The 21,795-nt window shown below is 64.2% G+C and carries 17 protein-coding genes; 10 read left to right on the forward strand and 7 right to left on the reverse strand.

Annotated elements, in window-relative coordinates:
- Nucleotides 1–9: 9 nt before the first annotated feature.
- The 3 genes from hppD (at nucleotide 10) to L2Y97_RS04160 (ending at nucleotide 3,546) form a co-directional block, all read left to right on the forward strand.
- Nucleotides 10–1,098: a 4-hydroxyphenylpyruvate dioxygenase gene (gene hppD, locus L2Y97_RS04150; RefSeq protein ID WP_247433374.1), complete on the forward strand. Its 1,089-nt coding sequence runs from the start codon at nucleotides 10–12 to the stop codon at nucleotides 1,096–1,098.
- A gap of 144 nt (nucleotides 1,099–1,242) precedes the next feature.
- Nucleotides 1,243–2,550: a homogentisate 1,2-dioxygenase gene (gene hmgA / locus L2Y97_RS04155; RefSeq protein ID WP_247433376.1), complete on the forward strand. Its 1,308-nt coding sequence runs from the start codon at nucleotides 1,243–1,245 to the stop codon at nucleotides 2,548–2,550.
- Nucleotides 2,551–2,565: 15 nt separating this feature from the next.
- Nucleotides 2,566–3,546: a fumarylacetoacetate hydrolase family protein gene (locus L2Y97_RS04160; protein WP_247433379.1), complete on the forward strand. Its 981-nt coding sequence runs from the start codon at nucleotides 2,566–2,568 to the stop codon at nucleotides 3,544–3,546.
- A 186-nt stretch (nucleotides 3,547–3,732) separates the two neighbouring features.
- On the opposite strand, the gene gap is transcribed toward L2Y97_RS04160, so the two are convergent.
- Complete coding sequence (gap, locus tag L2Y97_RS04165; RefSeq protein WP_247433382.1) at nucleotides 3,733–4,749, reverse strand: type I glyceraldehyde-3-phosphate dehydrogenase; 1,017 nt, start codon at nucleotides 4,747–4,749, stop codon at nucleotides 3,733–3,735.
- 309 nt (nucleotides 4,750–5,058) lie between these two features.
- Here gap and L2Y97_RS04170 point away from each other — a divergent pair, with 309 nt between their 5' ends.
- Together L2Y97_RS04170 and pyk are read left to right on the forward strand one after the other, a co-directional pair.
- Entirely contained in the window at nucleotides 5,059–5,883 is an 825-nt protein-coding gene (locus tag L2Y97_RS04170; protein WP_247433385.1) for a S1/P1 nuclease, read from the forward strand.
- Nucleotides 5,884–5,933: 50 nt separating this feature from the next.
- Nucleotides 5,934–7,403: a pyruvate kinase gene (pyk, locus tag L2Y97_RS04175; protein ID WP_247433388.1), complete on the forward strand. Its 1,470-nt coding sequence runs from the start codon at nucleotides 5,934–5,936 to the stop codon at nucleotides 7,401–7,403.
- Nucleotides 7,404–7,480: 77 nt separating this feature from the next.
- Here the strand turns inward: pyk and L2Y97_RS04180 are convergent, their stop codons facing one another.
- Nucleotides 7,481–8,821 (reverse strand): UDP-glucose dehydrogenase family protein, encoded by a 1,341-nt coding sequence (locus L2Y97_RS04180; RefSeq protein ID WP_247433391.1) that lies wholly within the window; start codon nucleotides 8,819–8,821, stop codon nucleotides 7,481–7,483.
- A gap of 177 nt (nucleotides 8,822–8,998) precedes the next feature.
- On the opposite strand from L2Y97_RS04180, the gene L2Y97_RS04185 reads away from it, so the two are divergent.
- From L2Y97_RS04185 to L2Y97_RS04195, 3 genes are all read left to right on the forward strand, one after another.
- Complete coding sequence (locus L2Y97_RS04185) at nucleotides 8,999–9,442, forward strand: energy transducer TonB (protein WP_247433393.1); 444 nt, start codon at nucleotides 8,999–9,001, stop codon at nucleotides 9,440–9,442.
- Between the two features lie 115 nt (nucleotides 9,443–9,557).
- Nucleotides 9,558–10,580, forward strand: coding sequence for a class I fructose-bisphosphate aldolase (locus L2Y97_RS04190; protein WP_247433395.1), 1,023 nt, complete (start codon nucleotides 9,558–9,560; stop codon nucleotides 10,578–10,580).
- A gap of 268 nt (nucleotides 10,581–10,848) precedes the next feature.
- The gene (locus L2Y97_RS04195) at nucleotides 10,849–13,059 is read left to right on the forward strand and encodes a ricin-type beta-trefoil lectin domain protein (protein ID WP_247433398.1); all 2,211 of its coding nucleotides are present in this window, start codon (nucleotides 10,849–10,851) and stop codon (nucleotides 13,057–13,059) included.
- Nucleotides 13,060–13,179: 120 nt separating this feature from the next.
- Here L2Y97_RS04195 and L2Y97_RS04200 read toward each other — a convergent pair whose 3' ends face one another.
- A complete protein-coding gene (locus L2Y97_RS04200; protein WP_247433400.1) occupies nucleotides 13,180–13,764 on the reverse strand; it encodes a porin family protein in 585 nt (194 codons plus the stop codon).
- A gap of 312 nt (nucleotides 13,765–14,076) precedes the next feature.
- A complete protein-coding gene (locus L2Y97_RS04205; protein WP_247433403.1) occupies nucleotides 14,077–14,805 on the reverse strand; it encodes an outer membrane beta-barrel protein in 729 nt (242 codons plus the stop codon).
- A gap of 225 nt (nucleotides 14,806–15,030) precedes the next feature.
- Between L2Y97_RS04205 and tkt the strand changes: the two genes are divergently transcribed.
- Nucleotides 15,031–17,043 carry a transketolase gene (tkt, locus tag L2Y97_RS04210; protein WP_247433405.1) on the forward strand — a complete coding sequence of 671 codons (2,013 nt, stop codon included), beginning with the start codon at nucleotides 15,031–15,033 and terminating at the stop codon, nucleotides 17,041–17,043.
- Nucleotides 17,044–17,149: 106 nt separating this feature from the next.
- Here the strand turns inward: tkt and L2Y97_RS04215 are convergent, their stop codons facing one another.
- Complete coding sequence (locus tag L2Y97_RS04215; RefSeq protein ID WP_247433408.1) at nucleotides 17,150–17,365, reverse strand: hypothetical protein; 216 nt, start codon at nucleotides 17,363–17,365, stop codon at nucleotides 17,150–17,152.
- A gap of 405 nt (nucleotides 17,366–17,770) precedes the next feature.
- On the opposite strand from L2Y97_RS04215, the gene L2Y97_RS04220 reads away from it, so the two are divergent.
- A complete protein-coding gene (locus L2Y97_RS04220; protein WP_247433411.1) occupies nucleotides 17,771–19,876 on the forward strand; it encodes an acyltransferase family protein in 2,106 nt (701 codons plus the stop codon).
- An 89-nt stretch (nucleotides 19,877–19,965) separates the two neighbouring features.
- On the opposite strand, the gene L2Y97_RS04225 is transcribed toward L2Y97_RS04220, so the two are convergent.
- On the reverse strand, nucleotides 19,966–20,598 hold the full coding sequence (locus tag L2Y97_RS04225; RefSeq protein WP_247433414.1) for an HAD hydrolase-like protein: 633 nt from the start codon (nucleotides 20,596–20,598) through the stop codon (nucleotides 19,966–19,968).
- Complete coding sequence (locus L2Y97_RS04230; RefSeq protein ID WP_247433417.1) at nucleotides 20,598–21,779, reverse strand: phosphoglycerate kinase; 1,182 nt, start codon at nucleotides 21,777–21,779, stop codon at nucleotides 20,598–20,600. The genes L2Y97_RS04225 and L2Y97_RS04230 overlap by 1 nt, the downstream gene beginning before the upstream one ends.
- Nucleotides 21,780–21,795: the final 16 nt, after the last annotated feature.

Raw genomic sequence — 21,795 nt, forward strand, 5'->3', positions numbered from 1 at the left:
GTATCGCTTATGAGCGCCCAGCCCAATATCGGTATGGAAGTCACCACGTTCGAAAACCCCCAGGGTGTGGATGGCTTCGAGTTCGTTGAGTTTGCCGCGCCGGACGCGAAGCTGCTCCACGACCTGTTCCCCCGCCTCGGCTTTACCGCCGTCGCCAAGCATAAGAGCAAGGCCATCACCCTGTACCGCCAGGGCGAGTGCAATTTCCTCGTGAACGAGGAGCCGAACTCGTTCGCGGCCGATTTCGTATCGAAGCACGGCCCCAGTGCCTGCGGCTTCGCCATCCGCTTCAACCGCCCCGCGACCGACGTGCAGGCCACCGCGCTGTCGAACGGCGCCGAGAAGCTGGAGACCCTGACCGATACCCTCGCCCTGAACGTGCCCACCATCAAGGGCATCGGCGATGCGTGCCTGTACCTGATCGACCAGTACGGCGCCAAGGGTGATTGTTTCGAGGCCGAGTACGATTTCTTCCCGGGCGTGGACCGTCACCCGAAGGGCTTTGGCCTCACCTTTATCGACCACCTGACCCACAACCTGCACTTCGGCAACATGCAGAAGTGGTCGGATTACTACGAGCGCCTGTTCAACTTCCGCGAGATCCGCTACTTCGACATCAAGGGTGCCAAGACCGGCCTGGTGTCCAAGGCGATGACCGCGCCGGACGGCATGGTCCGCATTCCGCTAAATGAATCGTCGGACGAGAAGTCGCAGATCAACGAGTACATCCGCGAGTACAACGGCGAAGGCATCCAGCACATCGCGCTGTTCACCGACAACATCTACGACTCGGTGGAAGCCATGCGCGCGCAGAACGTTGCTTTCCTCGATACGCCGGATACGTATTTCGAAGTGATCGATATCCGTATCCCGGACCACGGCGAAGACGTGCCGCGCCTGCAGAAGAACAAGCTGCTGATCGATGCGGACCCGGAGACCAAGAAGAAGCTGCTGCTGCAGATCTTCACCCAGAACAACATCGGCCCGATCTTCTTCGAGATCATCCAGCGCAAGGGCAACGAGGGCTTCGGCAACGGCAACTTCCAGGCCCTGTTCGAATCGATCGAGCGCGACCAGGAACGCCGCGGCGTCCTGTAATTGCGGTTCAATCGGTAGGAGCGCACCCTGTGCGCGACCGCTTTTCGCGAGGAGCAGCCAGTCATATGGCTACCCGGCGAAAGATGTCGCCCACAGGGTGGGCTCCTACCATGCAATCAGGCTGACATCGCCCCAGGATCTACGATGAGCCACACCGACGACACCCATGGCTACCAGACCGGCTTCGGCAACGAGTTCGCCACGGAGGCGGTGCCGGGCGTGCTGCCCACGGGCCAGAACTCGCCGCAGCGCGTGGCGAAGGGCCTCTACGCGGAGCAGCTTTCCGGCAGCGCGTTCACCGCGCCGCGGCACCGCAACCAGCGTAGCTGGCTGTATCGCATCCGCCCGGCCGCGCAGCATTCGCCGTTCCGCGAGTTGGGGCACGCCACGTTCCACAACCGCTTCAACGATGCGCCGCCCACGCCGAACCAGATGCGCTGGGACCCGTTGCCCATGCCGGCGGCGGGCACCGATTTCCTCGATGGCCTGTTCACCATGGGTGGCAACGGTGGACCGGCGGAGCAGGGTGGGGTGGGTATCCACCAGTACCTCGCCAACCGCTCCATGGAAGGCCGTTACTTCTACAACGCCGATGGCGAGCTGCTGATCGTCCCGCAGCACGGCCGGCTGCGCATCCGCACCGAGCTTGGCGTGCTGGATGTGGAGCCGCTGGAAATCGCCGTCGTGCCGCGCGGCATCCGCTTCCTCGTGGAGCTGCCCGATGGCGAGGCGCGCGGTTACGTGGCCGAAAACTTCGGCGCGACGCTGCACCTGCCTGACCTTGGGCCGATCGGTGCCAATGGCCTCGCGCATCCACGTGATTTCCTGGCGCCAGTCGCGGCCTACGAAGATGTCGATGGCGATTTCGCGCTCATCGCCAAATTCCAGGGCACGCTGTGGCAGGCCGATATCGATCATTCGCCGCTCGATGTCGTCGCGTGGCACGGCAACTACACGCCCTACAAGTACGACCTGCGCCGCTTCAACACCATCGGATCGATCGCGGTGGACCACCCGGATCCGAGCATCTTCACCGTGCTGACCTCCGCCAGCGATACGCCGGGTGTGGCCAACATGGATTTCGTGATCTTCCCGCCGCGCTGGCTGGTGGCCGAGCACACGTTCCGTCCGCCGTACTTCCACCGCAACGTGGCCAGCGAGTTCATGGGCCTGATCACGGGCGCCTATGATGCGAAGGCTGGCGGTTTCGTGCCGGGCGGTGCCAGCCTGCATAACTGCATGAGCGGCCACGGCCCGGATAACGCGAGCTTCGAGAAGGCCTCCGAGGCCGATGTCTCGAAGGCAGACCACATCACCGGTACGATGGCCTTCATGTTCGAGACCCGCAAGGTGATCCATGCGAGCAAGCAGGCGCTGGAATCCAGGGCGTTGCAGGGCAACTATTACGAATGCTGGCGCGGGTTGAAGAAACACTTCGACCCGAACGCCTGATCGACAAGGACACACATGAAACTCGCTTCGCTGAAGGAAGGCGGCCGCGACGGCACCTTGGTGGTCGTCAGCCGTGATCTCACCCAGGCCGTGAAGGCCACCGGTATCGCCGCAACCATGCAGGCGGCACTGGATGATTGGCACGTGGCCGCACCGCGCCTCAACGCGCTGGCGGAAGATCTGGAAGCTGACAAGGCCGCCGGCGCGTTCGCGCTCGACATGGCCGCACTCGCTGCGCCGTTGCCGCGCGCCTACGAATTCGTGGATGGCAGCGCTTACCTGCCGCACGTGGAGCGCGTCCGCCGCGCCCGCGGTGCCGAGGTGCCGGCGTCGTTCTACTCGGACCCGCTGATGTACCAGGCCACCAGCGCCGGCTTCCTTGGCCCGCGCGATCCGGTCGTAGTGCCCAGCGAGGAATACGGCATCGACCTTGAGGCTGAGGTCGTGGTCATCACCGATGACGTACCGATGGCGCCCTCCGCGGAAGCCGCATCAAGCCACATCCAGCTCGTGGGCCTGGTCAACGATGTGTCGCTCCGTGGCCTCATCCCGGCCGAGCTGGCCAAGGGCTTCGGCTTCCTGCAGTCCAAGCCGCGCTCCGCACTCTCGCCGGTGTTCGTGACACCGGATGAACTGGGCGATGCCTGGGAAGGCGACAAGCTGCACCTGCCGATGCGCACGTGGATCAACAGCCACTGGTTCGGCGAAGCCGAGTGCGGCGTCGATATGCAGTTCAACTTCGCGCAGCTGGTGGCCCACGCGGCGAAGACGCGCCCGCTCACCGCAGGCACGATCGTCGGTTCGGGCACGATCGCCAACGAAGACACCAGCAAGGGCGCCTCGTGCCTCGCCGAGCAGCGCACGGTGGAAACCCTGCGCGACGGAAAGCCGGCCACGCCGTTCCTGAAGTTCGGCGATAGCGTGCGCATCGACGTGACCGATAAGGCGGGCAAGTCGATCTTCGGTTCGATCGAGCAGATGATCCAGAAGGCGTAACCCGGATCGCGATGACGATCGCTGTCGCCGTCGCTGTAGGAGCGCACCCTGTGCGCGACAGCTCTCGCGACGATGTCGCAGGCCCTGTGGCGTTGAGGCGAAAGGCGTCGCGCACAGGGTGCGCTCCTACAAAAAAACCCGCGCTGCGAGGCGCGGGCTTTTTTTAGGTCAGGAACGGAGCGCTGCTTACTTGGCAGCCATCAGCGCCTTGGCCATGTCGAGCATGCGGTTGGAGAAGCCCCACTCGTTGTCGTACCACGAGAGGACCTTCACCAGCGTGCCGCCCATGACGCGGGTCTGCGTCGCGTCGTAGATCGACGAGTGCGGGTTGTGGTTGAAGTCGATCGACACCAGCGGCTTGGTGTTCACGCCCAGGATGCCCTTCAGCTTGCCGTTGGCGGCTTCGTTGATGGCGGCGTCGATCTCTTCCTTGGTCGTCTCACGCGCGGCGGTGAAGGTCAGGTCGACCACCGACACGTTGATGGTCGGCACGCGCATGGCGAAACCATCGAGCTTGCCGTTGAGCTCCGGCAGCACCAGGCCCACCGCGGCGGCGGCGCCGGTCTTGGTCGGGATCTGGCTGTGCGTGGCGCTACGGGCGCGGCGCAGGTCGGAGTGGTAGACGTCCGTCAGCACCTGGTCGTTCGTGTAGGCGTGGATCGTGGTCATCAGGCCGTGCACGATGCCGACCTTCTCGTGGAGCACCTTGGCCAGCGGCGCCAGGCAGTTGGTGGTGCACGAGGCGTTCGAGATGACCTGCAGGCCGGCGTGCAGCTTGTCATCGTTCACGCCGATGACGAAGGTGCCGTCCACGTCCTTGTCGCCCGGGGCCGAGATGATCACCTTCTTGGCGCCGGCGGTGATGTGCGCGCTGGCCTTGGCCTTGGAGGTGAAGAAGCCGGTGCACTCAAGCACCACGTCCACGCCCAGCTCGCCCCAGGGCAGCTTCGACGGGTCGCGCTCGGCGCAGACCTTGATGCGGTCGCCGTTGACGATCAGGTCGCCACCGTCCACCGAGACCTCGCCCGGGAAGCGGCCGTGGGCCGTGTCGTACTGGGTCAGGTGCGCGTTGGTCTCGGCATCGCCGAGATCGTTGACCGCGACGATCTGGATATCCTGGCCATTCTTCTTCGATTCGTAGAGCGAACGCAGCACGTTGCGACCGATACGACCGTAACCGTTGATGGCGACCTTGATGGTCATTGCAAACCTCCGGGTGGATAGGGCGGATGAAGCCAATGCAAGTGGCACAAACCCGCATCATAGCGGAACACCCGCAGAGGGTGCCGCCCAAAACGGGCGCCGCGCCGGGCTGGGACGATTCGCCACGGAATGGGCCGACGCGAGCCAGCTTTGCGCCCCGAAGCGAGGAGCCGGGGTGTTGGATCGACCGTCCGGCGGGGCTGCCTGGGGAATCGCAGGATGTTGCGTCGCAGCGATATTGTCATTCGTGCCTCAGCCCGGGTGTGGCACACTTGGCCGTTCGCCCGCGACGGAAACGTTTACTGCCCCATGAAGACGCACCATAAGCGCCGCACCATCGCCACCCTGCTGGCCCTTGTCCTTCCCACCGTTGCCGGCACCGCCGCTGCCTGGGGCGATATTGGCCACCGCATCGTCGCCCAACTGGCCTGGAACCAGCTGGATCCCTCGGCCAAGGCCGAGGTCGAGCGCCTGCTGAAGGCCGACGGGGACGATTCGCTTCCCGATATCGCCAGCTGGCCCGACCGCCTGCGCGATAACCCGGAGACCAGGGAGCTGGGCAAGGCGACCAGCATGCTCCACTACGCTGATTTCCACGACCCGAAGTGCCATTACGACCCGCCGGTCGATTGCGCCGATGGCAAGTGCGTGGTTGGCGGCCTGGAAAAGTACGTCGCCATCCTGGGCGACCGCCACAAATCCAATGCCGAGCGCGCCGAAGCCCTGAAGTTCGTCGTCCACTTCGTGGGTGACGTGCACCAGCCGCTCCATGCCGGCAACCGCGACGACAAGGGCGGCAACGAGTACCAGGTCCAGTTCGATGGCAAGGGCACGAACCTGCACAGCGTGTGGGATTCGAAGCTGCTCTACACCCGCGACCTGAAATGGGATGCCTACGCCGACCGCCTTGCCGCCGAAGGCCCGGTGAAGCTGCCCAAGCCCATCGCCCCGCTGGATAACCCCTACGCCCAGTGGGCCGAGGAATCCTGCCAGGTGGTGGCGCAGCCGGGCTTCTACCCCGATAGCCACAAGATCGACGACGCCTACGTGGCGAAGAACCTCCCGGTCGCCGAACTGCGCCTGCGCGAAGCGGGCAAGCGCCTGGCCGACCTGCTGAACAAGACGCTGGACTAACCCCCCAGCGCACGCCCTCATTCGAGAACACAGACACAAGGTAAAGACAGATGACCGATACCCAGGTACGCCGCACCAAGATCGTTGCCACCCTCGGCCCCGCCACCGATGTGCCGGGCATGCTCGAGAAGATCCTGGAGGAGGGCGTGGATATCGTTCGCCTGAACCTGTCGCACGGCACCCCGGATGACCACCGCGCCCGCGCCAATGCCGTCCGCGCCGCCGCGGATGCCGTTGGCCGCGAAGTCGGCATCCTGGCCGACCTGCAGGGCCCGAAGATCCGCATCGAAAAGTTCGCGGACGGCCCGATCGACCTGCTGCCCGGCGACAGCTTCGTGCTCGATTGCCGCCCGGATGCACCGGCCGGTGACCAGACCCGCGTGGGCGTCAGCTACTACGACCTGCCCAAGGATGTGGTCGCGGGTGACGTGCTGCTGCTCGATGATGGCCTTGTCGCGCTTGCCGTGCTCGACGTCGTCGGTTCGGAAATCCATACGCGCGTCGTCATCGGCGGCCGTCTTTCGAACCGCAAGGGCCTGAACCGCCAGGGTGGCGGTCTCTCCGTATCGGCGCTGTCCGACAAGGATCGCAACGACATCAAGCTGGCCGCCGAGATGGGCGCCGACTTCCTTGCCGTGTCCTTCGTCCGCTCGGCGGCCGACCTGCACGAAGCCCGCCGTCTTCTGCGCGAAGCGGGTGGCGATGCCGCCATCGTGTCGAAGATCGAGCGCGCCGACGCGATCCCGGTCCTCGGCGAAATCATCGATGCGTCCGACGTGGTGATGGTGGCCCGCGGTGACCTGGGCGTGGAAATCGGCGATGCCGAGCTGCCGGGCCTGCAGAAGAAGATCATCCGCGAATCGGTCATGCGTAACCGCTCGGTGATCACCGCCACGCAGATGCTGCAGTCGATGGTGCGTGCGCCGATCCCGACCCGCGCGGAAGTGCTCGACGTCGCGAACGCCGTCATCGACGGTACCGATGCCGTGATGCTCTCGGAAGAAAGCGCCGCCGGTGCCCACCCGGACAAGGCCGTGGCCGCCATGCGCCGCATCTGCCTCGGCGCCGAGCGCCAGTTCGAGCCGCGCGACGACCTGCGCCCGGGCACGCACTCGCTGGATCGTTCGGACCAGGCCATCGCGCTGGCCGCCATGCTGTTGGCTTCGCAGGTGGGCGTCCGTGCCATCGTGTCGCTGACCGAATCCGGCGCCACCGCCCAGTGGCTGTCGCGCTACCGCTTCGCCGTGCCCATCTATGCCATGTCGCCGTCGGGCGCCGCCCGCCGCCGCATGCTCATGCTGCGCGACGTGCAGCCGGTGGCCTTCGAAACCGGCAAGCTCGATCCGGCCCACACCGCCCGCGCGGCGCTCCAGCACCTGTTCGCGCTGGGCAAGCTCGGCAAGGGCGATCGCGTGATCCTGACCCACGGCGACCACATCGGCAGCCACGGCGGCACCAACACGCTGAAGTTGCTGGTGATCGGCGACGACGGCATCGCGGATAGCCTGCGCGATCTGTAATAGAACGACTGGCAATAAAAAAGGGCCTGCACACCGCAGGCCCTTTTTTTATGTCCGTCGCTCCTACAGGTTCGGGACTAGGGCCGAACCAGGCTGCGGCCGCGGCCGATGCCGTAATAGGCCAGGCCGGCTTCTTCCACCGTAGCGGGGTCGTACAGGTTACGGCCGTCGAAAATCACTGGTGTGCCCAGCAGCGCCTTCACGCGCGCAAAATCCGGCGCACGGAACGCCTTCCACTCGGTGACGATCGCCAGCGCATCGGCGCCCTCGAGCGCTTCGAAGGGACGGCCCACCAGCGCAAGGTCAGGGCGGTCGCCATAAATACGATGGGTCTCTTCCGCCGCCTCCGGATCGAAGGCGCGGACTTTTGCACCGGCCTCCCAAAGCTGCTCCATCAGACGCCGGCTGGATGCCTCGCGCATGTCATCGGTATTCGGCTTGAATGCCAGGCCCCACAGCGCGATGGTGCGACCCTTCAGCTGGCCATCGAAATGCCGGGAAATCAGCGCGAACAGGCGCGATTTCTGCGCGTCGTTCACGGCTTCGACCGAGTTCAGCAGCTTCGCGTCATAACCCACGGCATGGGCTGTGCGCGCCAACGCCTGCACATCCTTCGGGAAGCACGAGCCGCCGTAGCCCGCGCCCGGGTAGATGAAGTGGTAGCCGATGCGCGGATCCGCACCGATGCCCTGGCGTACCAGTTCCACATCCGCGCCCACGTGCTCGGCGATGTTGGCGATCTCGTTCATGAAGCTGATCTTGGTCGCCAGCATGGCGTTCGCGGCGTACTTGGTCAGTTCGGCGGAGCGCTCATCCATCACCACCATGCGATCGTGGTTGCGGTTGAACGGGGCGTAGAGCTTGCGCAGCACGCCGATCGCGCGCTGGCTCGAGGCGCCGACGATGATGCGGTCGGGGCGCATGCAGTCCTCGACGGCATCGCCTTCCTTCAGGAATTCGGGATTGGAAACGACGTCGAACGGCACATCGATGCCACGTGCCGCCAGGCGCTCGGCCACGGCGGCACGCACGCGGTCGGCGGTGCCGACGGGAACCGTCGATTTGTTGACCACTACGGTGTAGCGGTCGATGTGATCGCCGATCGTGCGTGCCACCGCGAGCACGTACTTCAGGTCGGCGCTGCCATCCTCGTCCGGCGGGGTGCCGACGGCGATGAATACCAGGTCGCCATGGCCGACGGCAGGCGCCGCATCGGTCGTGAAATCCAGCCGGCCTTCGGCATGGTTGCGCAGCACCATGGGCTCCAGGCCCGGCTCGTAAATGGGGATCTCGCCCTGCTTCAGCCGTTCCACCTTGCCCGCGTCCACATCGACACACACCACGTGGTTACCCATCTCCGCGAGGCAGGTGCCGGTGACGAGGCCAACGTACCCGGTGCCGAAGATCGTGACTTTCATGGAGGTCCTTAGTGCGGTTCGGCGGGGGCGCCGTAGCCGCCGATTGTAGTCCCCCGGCCGGGGCGAGCAAACGCGGCGCGACGCCGCGACGCCCCTGTTCCGATACGGCACGAATCCACACGCCCTGAATGCCATAGGGAGTTAAACTCACAGCCCTGGCAAACCAACGAGGGCGTCATGATCCGCACATCCTTCCACGCCGGCGCTATCGCCGCCGCCGTCCTCCTCCTCGCCGCCGGCCCCGCCGCGGCCCAGAACACCCGCAAGGTCGCCCCTGAGCGCCTGCCGGCGTACTGGACCCTGACCAATACCCAGGTCAACGCCGACGTGCCGAACACGGGCAAGAACCTCGACCAGCCCGGCTGCGTCGCGGTGACCTACATGATCGGCTCCAACGGCCTGCCGCAGAACGTCGTGGCGGCCAAAACCATTCCGGCCGGCGATCTCGCCCAGGTCGGCGTGAGCATCGTGAAGGACTTCAAATACGCCCCGTCGGGCGTCAACCGCGCCGCCGAGCCGGTGCTGACGTACTACGTCGTCGGCTTCAATATGCCGGAAGATCCCGCTAAAAAGGCCGCGATCTACAAGCAGTGCGCACTGCCGGGCTACCAGACCACTTGATCGGCTGACCGCGCCGCACAACGGCTTTCGCGGGCTATACCCCTATACTCCGCCGGTTTTCGCACTAGCCCCGCCCACGTAGCGGGGCAATACCACTACTTCCATTGGAGTTCCCATGAGCATCGAAGACCTCGAACAGATCGCGCAGGCGATGGTCGCCCCGGGTAAGGGCATCATCGCCGTCGACGAATCGGCCACGACCATCAAGAAGCGCATCGAGGCCGTGGGCCTGGAGAACAACGAGGAAAACCGCCGCAAGTACCGCCAGCTGCTGCTGACGGCACCGGGCCTGGGCCAGTACATCTCCGGCGCCATCCTGTTCGACGAAACCATCCGCCAGAAGACCGACGATGGCCGCAGCATGGTCGAGGCCATGAACGCCGCCGGCATCATCCCGGGCATCAAGGTGGACAAGGGTACGCACCCGCTGGCCGGTTTTCCCGATGAAGTCGTGACCGAAGGCCTCGACGGCCTGCGCGAGCGCCTGCAGGAATACGCCAAGCTCGGCGCGAAGTTCGCCAAGTGGCGCGCGGTGATCAAGATCACCGACGACACGCCGACCTCTGCGGCGGTGGAAGCCAACACGCATGCGCTGGCCCGCTACGCCGCGCTCTGCCAGGAAGCGGGCCTCGTCCCGATGGTCGAGCCGGAAATCCTGATGGACGATCCGTCGAGCGTGCAGGATCTGGACACCAGCTTCGCGGTCCATAAGGAAGTGCTGCAGAGCCTGTTCGGCCAGCTCGAGCTCAACAACGTCGAACTCAAGGCCCTCATCCTGAAGGTCAGCATGGTCATCCCGGGCAAGTTCGCCCCGAAGGAAGACCAGGCCGACGCGGAAGACATCGCCAACGCCACGGTCTCGGTGTTCCAGTACGCCGTGCCCGCCGCTGTCGCCGGTATCGTGTTCCTCTCCGGTGGCCAGGGTGACCAGCAGGCTACCGAGAACCTCAACGAGATCAACAAGCTCGGCCCGCACCCGTGGCCGATCAGCTTCTCGTACGGCCGCGCCCTGGTGTCCGCCGCCCTCGAAACCTGGGCCAAGGACCAGAAGGCCAACTACGACGCCGCCCAGAAGACGGTCGTCGAGCGCGCCAAGGAAAACAGCGAAGCCGCCAAGGGCACCTGGAAGAAGCGCTAATCCACGCCGCGCGCTTCCCGCACCGCGGGAGCGCGCTGTAGGAGCGCGCTTGCGCGCGATTGCCTGCAAAGTGGGGAAGCGCCAGACGCCGGTCACCGAAATAAGCTCAAAGAGCCACCCACCGGGCCCCTTCCTAGGGGCCCGGTGCGTTTCCGGCACACAAAGATGTGCCGCATGCCGGATTTTCATTTACTGAGGCTTGCACGGGGACTCGATCGCGAGGTCTCATGGCGGGTGCGTGCCGTTGGGGGCCACGCGAGGGCAGATCATGAAGTACCGCAAGGTTTTATTAGTGGGCGGCTGCGTGGCCATGGCGGCACTAGCCTGGGGTGTAGCTCGGGACCACGGTGTCAGCCCCGGTACGGTGCACGTCTCGCGCGACGCCTCACGAGCGGGCGCGGCCCTACCCGAAACGGCGGTGACATCGACGCCGTTGCCCGCTCATGTAGCGCGCTACGGTGTTCCCGCCGTTGCCGCGACGGCGGGGGCGCCCACCACTGATGGCGAGCTCTTCAGCTACTCCTCGACGGAGGCACCGCGCCGGGAAGGGGCATACACCTACTATCCCATCGATATAAGTGTCGACGATGCCCTGGCATCGGCCCTTTCAGGTCATCTCACGCTGACGGCACCCGACGGGACGCGCATTGCGCTGGCCTACGATCGCCATATCAATCAGGGTGATGGCAATTGGACATGGCTGGGCCGCAAACAGGGCGGCGATGTTGGCCAGGACGCAGTGATTACCTTCGGTCCCGACGCCGTGGCAGGTACGTTGCCCTCGGTAAACGGGCAGTTGTTGCAGATCACGACGATCGGTGGCCGGACTTACATGGCATCGGCAGCACTCAGCCAATTGCAGCGTGGGATTCGCGCGGGCGGCGATACCGTGGTTCGCTCGGCCGACGGCTCGGTTACGGCGTACACGCCGGAAGGCACGATCACAGCTTCCGCAGCGGCAGCTACCGGCGCCACTGTGGACGTGCTGGCTGCCTTCAGCAGCGGCTATGCGACGTACAGAGGCAGTGCTTCCGCAGCGACTACGGCAATCACGAACCTTGTCGCCGTGGCAAACCGGGCGCTGACAAATACGAACATCACGAATATCTCGTTCCGTCTGGTCGGGACCATGCAGGTCGACTATGCGGATAACTCAGACAACGGTACGGCGCTGACCGATCTGGCAAGCGGTGCGGCGTTCGCCGCCGTCCGCAATGCGCGCGGCACGTACGGCGCGGACCTTGTCTCGTTCATCCGCCGCTACGTGCCCGGTCAGAATGGGTGCGGGCTTGCCTACATCCCGCAGCAGCCCTACGCATCCACCGGCCCGAACCAGACCTGGTCGGTTGTGGGTGATGGTATGTATGACCTGGGCAACGGCTCGTATTCGTATTGCCCCGACACGTCGATGGCCCACGAGATGGGTCATAACCTGGGTGCACAGCACAACAAACAGCAAAGCCCGACGGGTGGCCTCTACACCTACTCCTACGGATATCGGAACGATAGCGCGGCCTTTTACGACATCATGGCGTACGGCTTGGCGGGCCAGGAAGATGAGCTGGTCTACTCTTCGCCGGGCGTCTCCATTTGCAAAAGCCTGCCTTGCGGCGTAGCGAACGACGCCGATGTTGCACGTACGTTTCGTGAAACCATGTTCCTGGCATCGGCTTTCAGGGCATCGACTGCGCTTCCGAACGGTGCACAGCCTGGCCAGCTCATACTCGCCAACGGTCTGGGACGCTGCGTGGATGCGGCCGACGGTGGGGTGTCGAACGGCACGCCGATCCAGATGTGGGCTTGCAACGGCCTGCGTCAGCAGCAGTGGGGCGAAAACTCGCCAACCGCTGCGCTACAGAACAAGGATACGTCACTAGCGCTGGATGCCGTCGGATATGGGACAGCCAACGGCACGCCGCTGCAGCTTTATTCGGCTTCAGGTGCAACCAACCAGGCTTGGCTGTTTACGAATACTGCGGTCGTGGCCAATGGCGGCCGTGTGCTTGATGGCGTGGGTTTCGGAACGGGCAACGGCACACTCATTCAGCTGTGGGACGATAGCAGGTCCGTGAACCAGCGATGGACCTTTGATCCGCGTTCTGGGCGAATCACTAATTCGGCAGGCCGATGCCTGGACGTGCAGAACTTCAGTGCTGTCAACGGCACACCGGTTCAGATATGGGATTGCACCGGCGCCGCAAATCAGACATTCAAACTGTCCGCTGGCGGCACATTCATCGGCTATGGCGGCAACTGCCTTGAAGCGGCGAATGGCGGGCAGGGCAACGGTACGCAGGTGCGCATGTGGGCCTGTAATGGTGGTGCCCATCAGAAATGGCGTTTGCGCGGCGAGGTACGTGGCGTTGGCAGCAATCTCTGTCTGGATGACCCCGCGGGTGGGACATCGAATGGCGCGCGTACCCAGCTTTGGCAATGCCTTGGGAACGATCACCAGCGTTGGGAGTTCCAGCCCAACTAACCAGTAAAAAGCCGGACGCCTCACGGCGCCCGGCTTTTTCGTTGCTACATTTTACGGGCGGAATAGGCATCACCGCCTTGTAGGCTTATCGCGTGCAAGCACGCTCCTACATTGCCCTGATTAGAACCGGTATTCAACCGAGACCGAGGTCATGTTGGTCGACAGGTCCAGCTGATCCTTCTTCGCATCGTAGTGGTCGTAGTTCAGGCCGAGGCTCCAGTTGTTCGTGAAGTCGTAGCCCACGCCCACACCGGCGTACCAGCTGGTCTTGTCCAGGCTGGTGCGGGTGATGTCATCGTTGCTGGTGCCGTGGCCCTTCCATGCGTACAGGCCACCGCGTGCGCTGATGTACCACTGCGGATCGATGTTGAACTTGCCGTTCACGCCAGCGGTCCAACCATGAAGCTCGGACTTGCGGCGATCCACCACGCGGTCGTTGTTGAAGAAATTCTTGGCGTGGATGTTACCCAGGTCGTTGTAGCCGACCTCAACACCCAGCGCGGCCCACGGGGTCACGCCCCAGCGGTAACCACCGTTGAGCGCGTAGCCGGTGTCATGACCGTCGTACTTGCCCTTGTCGACCGAAGTACGGCCAACGTTGCCATTCACGAACCAGCCTGCGGCCGGGTTCACGTCCTGCGCAAAGGCCGGGGCGGCAACGACGCCAGCGGCAACCAGGGCAAGGGCGATAAGGGTCTTCTTCATGGTGGAACTCTCCTGCTTTTTATTTTTGTGGCCCAGGCCGCATGGGGGGATCGGCCTTGAGCTCCGCACGGCGGGGATGTCGTGCTCACGGACTTAGATAGGGCCCCTCGGGATAGATTCAATACCGCTTAGTTCAGTATTAAGCCCGAGTTAAGTCTCGGCACCTGGGGTGCCGAGACTTAGCCGTTGAAGGAGGGGCTTTGTGTAGGAGCCCACCCTGTGGGCGATGCTCTTTGCCTCGCGGAGGCAGGGCCTGTTGCGTCGGGGCGAGAAGATGTCGCCCACAGGGTGGGCTCCTACGGGGGCGCTTGCTTAGAAGCGGTACTCACCCGCCAGCGACAGCAGGCCGGTGGAGCGCTTCAGGTCCGGCTGCGTCGCGCCGGTGGTGTTGTCGACCAGCTTGCCGGCGTTGGCGTGGAAGTAGTCGTAGCTCACGCCGACACCAAAGTGCTCGTTGATATCCCAGCCGGTGCCGATGCCGGCGTACCAGCTGCCACGGTTCGGGCGGCCGCCGCTCGACAGGCCAAGGTCCTGGCCCAGCGAGTTGTTGTAGTTGTGGCTGTTGTCGTTGGAGCGGAAGTAACCGCCGTGCATGGTGATGTACCACTGCGGCACGAGGTTGAGCTTCATGTTCGCGCCAAGCATCCAGCCGCGCAGCGCATCACGCTCGCTCTTCTGGTCCACATCCTGGCCCGATTCGAAAACGTTCTTGACCCGGTAGTTGCCGAGGTCGGTGTAGCCGGCTTCAAGGCCCAGGCCCAGGTCGGGACCTACTTTCCAGCGGTAGCCGCCGAGTACGCCATAACCGGTGCGACGGCCCTTTTCGCCGTGCAGGAAGTTGAAACCGCTGGTATCGCTGCCGAAGCCGCCGGTGTCGCTGCCGTTGGTACGGCCCACGTTGGCGCCAATGAACCAGTTACCGCTGCCCACCGACTGGCTCGGCTGGTAGTTGCCGGAGACCGCGGTGTTGTCCTGTGCGAAGGCCGGAATGGCCATAAACGAGGCGCAAGAAACTGCAAGGGCAAGAGCTGCCTTTTTCATGGGAGTGTTCCTCTTATTTTCGGGGCGGCCACCGACCGGTGGGGGTGGGGGAAGGTCGGTGGCCGTGGTCGATTAGAGCGACCTCAACCTGAAGAGATTCAAAAATCGGGGTCAAAAGATTAAGCCGGGGTTAACTTCCCGGACGCGGCATGAATGTCCACGACAACGTGATACGCGATCAGCGACAATGGGCGCTTTCACTGCCCTCTGAATTGGAGAACGCCGATGACGACACGCCGCGAACGCGCCAATGCGATCCGCGCCCTGGCCATGGATGCCGTGCAAGCTGCGAACTCGGGCCACCCGGGCATGCCCATGGGCATGGCCGATATCGCTGAGGTGCTGTGGGGTGATTTCCTCCACCACAATCCGGCCAACCCGCATTGGCCGAACCGCGATCGTTTCATCCTCTCCAACGGCCACGGCTCGATGCTGCAGTACGCACTGCTGCACCTGACCGGTTACAACCTGCCGATCGAAGACATCAAGAATTTCCGCCAGCTCGACCACCACACCGCGGGCCATCCGGAATTCGGCCACACCCCGGGCGTCGAGACCACCACCGGCCCGCTAGGCCAGGGCCTGGCCAATGCCGTGGGCTTCGCCATCGCTGAAGAAGTGCTCGCCGCACGCTTCAACCGCCCCGGCCACGACATCGTCAACCACCACACCTACGTGTTCGTGGGCGATGGCTGCCTCATGGAAGGCATCTCGCACGAAGTGTCGTCGCTCGCCGGCACGCTGAAGCTCGGCAAGCTTGTCGCCATTTACGATGACAACGGCATCTCGATCGACGGTGAAGTGCACGACTGGTTCACTGACGACACCGCCGAGCGCTTCCGCGCCTACGGCTGGAACGTGGTGGTCGGCACCGACGGCAAGCCCGTCGACGGCCACGACCCGGAAGCGATCAAGACAGCCATCGCCTCGGCCACGTCGCAGAGCGAGAAGCCGAGCCTGGTGATCTGCAAGACCATCATTGGCTTCGGCTCGCCGAACAAGGAAGGCAAAGAAGAGTCCCACGGCGCCGCTCTGGGCGTGGAAGAGATCAAGCTCACCCGTGAGCGTCTGGGCTGGAACTACCCGGCTTTCGTGATCCCGGAAGAGATCTACAGCTCGTGGAACGCGAAGGATGCCGGCACCAAGGCCGAGAAGGCCTGGAACGACAAGTTCGATGCGTACGCGAAGGAGTTCCCGGAACTCGCCGCCGAACTGAAGCGCCGCCTCTCGGGCGAACTGCCGGCTAACTGGAAGGACGGCGCCGCCGCCTTCATCAAGAAGCTGCAGGCCGACGGCCCGGTCGTCGCTTCGCGTAAGGCCTCGCAGATGTCGCTCGATGCGTTCGGCCCGCTGCTGCCGGAACTGATCGGTGGCTCGGCTGACCTTGCGCCGTCGAACCTCACCATCTGGAAGGGTTCCAAGAACATCGCCACTGGCGGTGCCGAAGGCAACTACATCCACTACGGCGTGCGCGAGTTCGGCATGTCGGCCATCTCGAACGGCATTGCGCTGCACGGTGGCTTCATCCCGTACGACGCGACGTTCCTGGTGTTCTCCGATTACGCCCGCAACGCGGTGCGCATGTCGTGCCTGATTCCGGCCCATGCGATCCACGTGTACACGCACGATTCGATCGGCCTGGGCGAAGATGGCCCGACGCATCAGCCGGTCGAGCACCTGGCCTCGCTGCGTCTTATCCCGAACAACCGCGTGTGGCGCCCGGCCGATGCCGTGGAATCCGCCGTGTCGTGGAAGAAGGCGATCGAGCGCGCGGGCAACCCGTCGGTGCTGATCTTCTCGCGCCAGAACCTCGAACATAACCCGCGTACCGACGAGCAGCTCGCCAACATCGAGAAGGGCGGCTACGTCCTGTTCGAGCCGGCCGAGAAGTTCAAGGCGATCATCATTGCCACCGGTTCGGAAGTGGGCCTCGCAGTGGAAGCGGCCAAGGCGCTGGGCGACCAGGGCACCCCGACCCGCGTGGTCTCCATGCCCTGCACGGAAGAGTTCGATGCTCAGTCGCCGGAATACCGCGAAGGCGTGCTGCCGTCGTGGTGCCGCGCCCGCGTGGCGGTCGAAGCCGCTGCCGTGGACTTCTGGTACAAGTACGTCGGCATCGACGGCAAGATCATCGGCATGACCACCTTCGGTGCGTCGGCGCCGATCAAGGTGCTCTACGAGCACTTTGGCATCACCAGCCATGCGGTGATTGATGCGGTTAAGGCGGTTGTGAAGTAACGCTCAGCTCACGTGTTAAAGCAGAAGGCCCCAAGGTTTTGCCTTGGGGCCTTCTGCTTTAGGGATGTGTTGAATTGAAACGATCTGCGGCGGCGGCTGAGTTTTCTCAGCGAGCCGAGGCAGAACGATCTTCGGCGGGGCGAGGTGCGCGTTTCATCCCAATGCGCGAAGCTTTCTCCCTTGCCTGCGCCTGGCGGCGGCGTATCGCCGGGCTGTCCGCAGCAGGCGACTGCCAGTCGAGCTTTGCCCGCCGGGTGAGCATCTGTTCCACGATCGGTTCGGCGCGCTTGTCGCGCGGCTTCCATTTGCGCGCGTTGATCACGACGGCGGTGCCCCAGGCGGTGAGGCCGAAGACGCGGTGGCGGCCGCGCGTGGGGGTGGACCAGATCGGGGGGCCGACTTCTTGCGTAAGTTCATCGTGGGGGTGTCTTCCTTGGCACCGGGATTGGTGTGCGAGAAGCCTAATGATCGCGAGGGAAAGGGCTTAGAGGGGCCGGTCGCCGCGTGGCGTCAGGCATGCCACTTGCCTGGCGTAGGGGAAATCCTAAATCTGTGTGGTTGCCTGCGCAGAATGTAACCAGCGCAAGCTAAGTGATTGCCCTGAAAGGGTGCTTCGGAGTTGTCCACACCCTTATGCAGCGCGTATCCACATGGGGTGTGGATAAACGCCGTAGGGGCCCGTTACCCCTCTGCTACCCTTGCGTTTTTCAAGGATGGCCCCGGTTCGATGACAGCCCCGCAGCGCGAAAAGCACGCCTACTTCCCGTACATCGATGGGTTGCGGGCCATCGCCGTCCTTTCCGTGCTGGCCTATCACCTCAACGGTGCGCTTCTGCCTGGCGGCTTCGCAGGCGTCGACGTGTTCTTCGTCATTTCGGGATTCGTGGTCAGCGCATCGGTGGGGCGTCGCAAGGGCGGCCCGCTGCATCAGTTCTATCTGTACTTCCTGTCACGGCGTTTCCAGCGCATTGCGCCGGCCTTACTGGTTTGCCTGCTCGTGACCTGCCTGGCGGCTACGCTGTTTATCCCTGATGCGTGGCTGAGCGAGAACAGCCAGCAGACGGCGCGCTATGCGTTCTTTGGCTTCAGTAACCTGATCTTGGCGAGGAACGCGAACAGCTATTTCTCACCCACGGCTGAGTACAACCCCTACACGCACACGTGGTCGCTTGGCGTGGAGGAACAGTTCTACCTGCTGTTCCCGCTGCTGTTCTGGGCGTGGACGCTCGGTGGCCGATGGCGCCGCGTATCCACGGGCCTCATCGCGCTGGCGGCCGTGGTGTCGCTTGCGTATGCCTTCCGTGCCCAGGCTGTTGACCCGCTTGCCGCGTTCTACCTCTTGCCAGCTCGATTGTGGGAGTTGGGCGCAGGCGTGCTTCTTTACCAGGGCATGGCGTATGCCGGCAGCCGTTTCGATTACCAGGACACCCAGCACCACGACTGGCGACGGACAGGGCTCGCTTTCGTAGGCGTGGCGCTCATCGCCTACAGCCTTGTCACGGCTACCGTCCCGCGGTTTCCCATTCCCGATGCCTTTGCCGCTGTAGCCGGCACGTTGCTGGTGCTCGCTGCCCTTCATCAGCAGCCCGTCGCATCGCCGCTCGTCCGGGTGCTTACATGGCGGCCGGTCAGGGCGATCGGTGCCGTGTCGTACTCACTTTATCTTTGGCACTGGCCCGTGGTGGTGCTGTTCCGCTGGACGATCGGCCTTGACCAGCCGCTGCACCAGGCGCTGGCCGTGGCGATCTCGCTGGCCCTGGCTGCCTTGTCGTGGCGCTTCGTCGAAAACCCGATTCGCGGCTCCACGCGCTTGCGTAACCTCCCGCGCATTGCCGTGGTTGCCTGCGGGTTGCTTGCGCTGTATGCCGGGCTGCACGCCTTTCGAGCCATCGACCGTAAGCAACCGGAGTGGTCCCTGAGCACGGTGGCGCGGCATGCCGATGACTGGTACCCGTCAAAGCTGCCTGCTCGCAGTGCGCCGCCACCGTGTGGGGTGGGCGCGCCTGCGGTTAGTGCCGTAGGGGAGGGTGTTCGTATCGAATACGTGCGAGCGGCATGTGATCGGCCGGTGACCGCGCCGCACGTCTACGCGGTGGGTGATTCGCATGCCATGGCGTTTGGCTCGTTGTTTGCGGATTACGTACGCGACACGGGCGCGCCGGTGACCCTTTACAACAACGCGGGCTGTGCGTTCCTTAGCTTCCGTGAAGGTGCTGAATCGACACCACGCTGCGAGGCGAGTATCGCCGTGGTGCTGGCGGACATGGTGCCCCGACTGAAGGCGGGTGACGTCGTATTTCTGCCGTCGTTGCGTATGCCGCGCCTTGTCGACCAGTGGGCGCGCTACCCCCGGGACGAGGTTGAGAAGGCGTGGTTTTCTGCCGACGCCACCGCGTTTCGTCAGCACGATTCGGCGCAGGCTCGTGCTCTGCTCACGCGGATGACGGCAAATGGTGCATCGGTGGTGATCGAGGCACCCAATCTGCTGCTGAATGCTCCGCTTTATCGTTGCGCCGATCCGTGGACGCGCACGAATCCCATATGCCGTGCAGGCGCAGCGGTCGATCGCGAGCAGTTGGAGCGTCTGCGGGAGCCCGTACTCGCGACGATCAAGTCGGCAGAAGTGGGTATCCCCACCGCCAGCGTCTTTGATCCATTCCCCATCCTCTGCCCGCAAGGCGCCACATGCGATGGCTACATGGATGGTAAGCCTCTGTTTTTCGATGGCGACCATGTCAGTGCCGCCGGCAATCGGTTGCTGCTGGCGCCGTTTACGGAAGCCGTGCGCAAGGCCGTCGCACCGAATGGGCAGGGAATAACCAGCGAGAGATAAGTAGCTGCGTCATAAGGACGGTTGTGACTTATCCACACCCTTATGCAGGGCGTATCCACATTCCGTGTGGATACGCCCTGGTTGTTGCGTCAGGCCAAGCCGAGAAGGTCGCCCGGCTTTTCCACGATGGTCCACGCACCGGCCTGCTCGAGCTCGGCGCGATCGCCGAAGCCCCACAGCACGCCTACGCCACGCACCTGGTTGGCGACGGCGCCTTCCATGTCATAGCGGCGGTCGCCGATCATGAAGGTGTCGCCCTCGGGGTGAGCGAAGTCAGCCAGGGCAGCGGCGACCATCGCCGCCTTTTCGCTGTGGGCGCTTTCCGGGCCGGGCGCATAGACGCGATCGAACGCCTTGCCGAAGGGCAGGTGCTCAATGATGCGCTCGGCGTGGGAGCGGGTCTTGCTGGTGACTACGGCTAGCCGATCACCACGGGCGGCGAGGGCGGCGATGGCTTCCGGGATGCCCTCGTACACCTGGTGCTCGGACCAGCCGATCTCGTGGAAGCGTTCGGTGTAGGCGGCAACGGCAGCCTCGACACGCTCGACATCGCCGTTGAGCACTTCGCCAAAGCTCACGCGCAGCGGCGGGCCGATCCACGAGCGCATCGTGGCATGGTCGGGCGCTTCCGCGCCGACAGCCGCCATGGAGTGGCGGATGCCGGCGAAGATGCCGACCTCGGAGTCAATGATCGTGCCATCAAGGTCGAAGAGGAAAAGCATTACTTCGTGTCCGCCCGTGCCTTGAGTGCCGCTACGGCCGGCAGTTCCTTGCCTTCGAGGAATTCGAGGAACGCGCCGCCACCGGTGGAGATGTACGACACGCCATCTTCGATACCGTACTTGTCGACGGCGGCCAGGGTGTCGCCGCCACCGGCGATCGAGAAGCCCTTCGATGCCGCGATAGCGCGGGCCAACGTCTCCGTACCCTTGCCGAATGCATCGAACTCGAAGACGCCGACCGGGCCGTTCCACACCACGGTACCGGCCTTGGCGATCAGCTCGGCATAGCGCTTGGCCGTATCCGGGCCGATGTCGAGGATCATGTCGTCGTCGCCCACCTGGTCCACCGCCTTGACGGTGGCCTTCGCGCTCGCCGAGAACTCGCTGGCGACGACCACGTCGGTCGGCACCGGCACTTCCGCGCCGCGGGCCTTCGCGTCGGCCATGATTTTCTTCGCGGTATCGAGCAGGTCGGCTTCGACCAGCGACTTACCGACCTTGTGGCCTTCGGCCAGGATGAAGGTGTTGGCGATGCCGCCGCCGACAATCAGCTGATCGACGCGGCCAACCAGGTTCTGCAGTAGCTCGAGCTTGGTGGAGACCTTGGAGCCGGCGACGATCGCGAGCAGCGGCTTGGTCGGGTTCTCCAGTGCCTTGCCCAGCGCATCGAGTTCCTTGGCAAGCAGCGGGCCGGCGGCCGCGACGGGGGCGAAGCGAATCACGCCATGGGTCGAAGCCTGCGCGCGGTGGGCCGTGCCGAACGCATCCATGACGAACACATCGCACAGGGCCGCGTACTTCTTCGACAGGGCCTCGTCATCCTTGCCCTCGCCGACGTTCATGCGGCAGTTCTCCAGCACCACGACCTCGCCATCGGCGACATCGACGCCATCGAGGTAATCGCGCACGAGGCGGACGTCCTTGCCGAGCTTCTGGCCCAGCCATTTCGCAACGGGCTTCAGCGAGGAGGCTTCATCGAACTCGCCTTCCTTCGGGCGGCCCAGGTGCGAGATGACCATGACCTTCGCGCCGGCGTCGCGGGCGGCGACGATGGTGGGCAGGGAGGCATCCAGGCGCTGGGTGGACGTGATCTTGCCGTTCTCGACCGGCACGTTCAGGTCTTCGCGGATCAGGACGCGCTTGCCGCGCAGGTCGAGGTCTTGCATGCGGATGACGGACACGGTGGGGCTCCAGCTG

It is taken from the genome of Luteibacter aegosomatissinici (genome assembly GCF_023078495.1).
Taxonomy (GTDB): Bacteria; Pseudomonadota; Gammaproteobacteria; order Xanthomonadales; family Rhodanobacteraceae; genus Luteibacter; species Luteibacter aegosomatissinici.

What these genes read in the sequence shown, in the direction of transcription:
- hppD (WP_247433374.1), top strand. Translation starts at nt 10, where the DNA reads ATGAGCGCCCAGCCCAATATCGGTATGGAAGTCACCACGTTCGAAAAC.
- hmgA (WP_247433376.1), top strand. Translation starts at nt 1,243, where the DNA reads ATGAGCCACACCGACGACACCCATGGCTACCAGACCGGCTTCGGCAAC.
- L2Y97_RS04160 (WP_247433379.1), top strand. Translation starts at nt 2,566, where the DNA reads ATGAAACTCGCTTCGCTGAAGGAAGGCGGCCGCGACGGCACCTTGGTG.
- gap (WP_247433382.1), bottom strand. Translation starts at nt 4,749, where the DNA reads ATGACCATCAAGGTCGCCATCAACGGTTACGGTCGTATCGGTCGCAAC.
- L2Y97_RS04170 (WP_247433385.1), top strand. Translation starts at nt 5,059, where the DNA reads ATGAAGACGCACCATAAGCGCCGCACCATCGCCACCCTGCTGGCCCTT.
- pyk (WP_247433388.1), top strand. Translation starts at nt 5,934, where the DNA reads ATGACCGATACCCAGGTACGCCGCACCAAGATCGTTGCCACCCTCGGC.
- L2Y97_RS04180 (WP_247433391.1), bottom strand. Translation starts at nt 8,821, where the DNA reads ATGAAAGTCACGATCTTCGGCACCGGGTACGTTGGCCTCGTCACCGGC.
- L2Y97_RS04185 (WP_247433393.1), top strand. Translation starts at nt 8,999, where the DNA reads ATGATCCGCACATCCTTCCACGCCGGCGCTATCGCCGCCGCCGTCCTC.
- L2Y97_RS04190 (WP_247433395.1), top strand. Translation starts at nt 9,558, where the DNA reads ATGAGCATCGAAGACCTCGAACAGATCGCGCAGGCGATGGTCGCCCCG.
- L2Y97_RS04195 (WP_247433398.1), top strand. Translation starts at nt 10,849, where the DNA reads ATGAAGTACCGCAAGGTTTTATTAGTGGGCGGCTGCGTGGCCATGGCG.
- L2Y97_RS04200 (WP_247433400.1), bottom strand. Translation starts at nt 13,764, where the DNA reads ATGAAGAAGACCCTTATCGCCCTTGCCCTGGTTGCCGCTGGCGTCGTT.
- L2Y97_RS04205 (WP_247433403.1), bottom strand. Translation starts at nt 14,805, where the DNA reads ATGAAAAAGGCAGCTCTTGCCCTTGCAGTTTCTTGCGCCTCGTTTATG.
- tkt (WP_247433405.1), top strand. Translation starts at nt 15,031, where the DNA reads ATGACGACACGCCGCGAACGCGCCAATGCGATCCGCGCCCTGGCCATG.
- L2Y97_RS04220 (WP_247433411.1), top strand. Translation starts at nt 17,771, where the DNA reads ATGACAGCCCCGCAGCGCGAAAAGCACGCCTACTTCCCGTACATCGAT.
- L2Y97_RS04225 (WP_247433414.1), bottom strand. Translation starts at nt 20,598, where the DNA reads ATGCTTTTCCTCTTCGACCTTGATGGCACGATCATTGACTCCGAGGTC.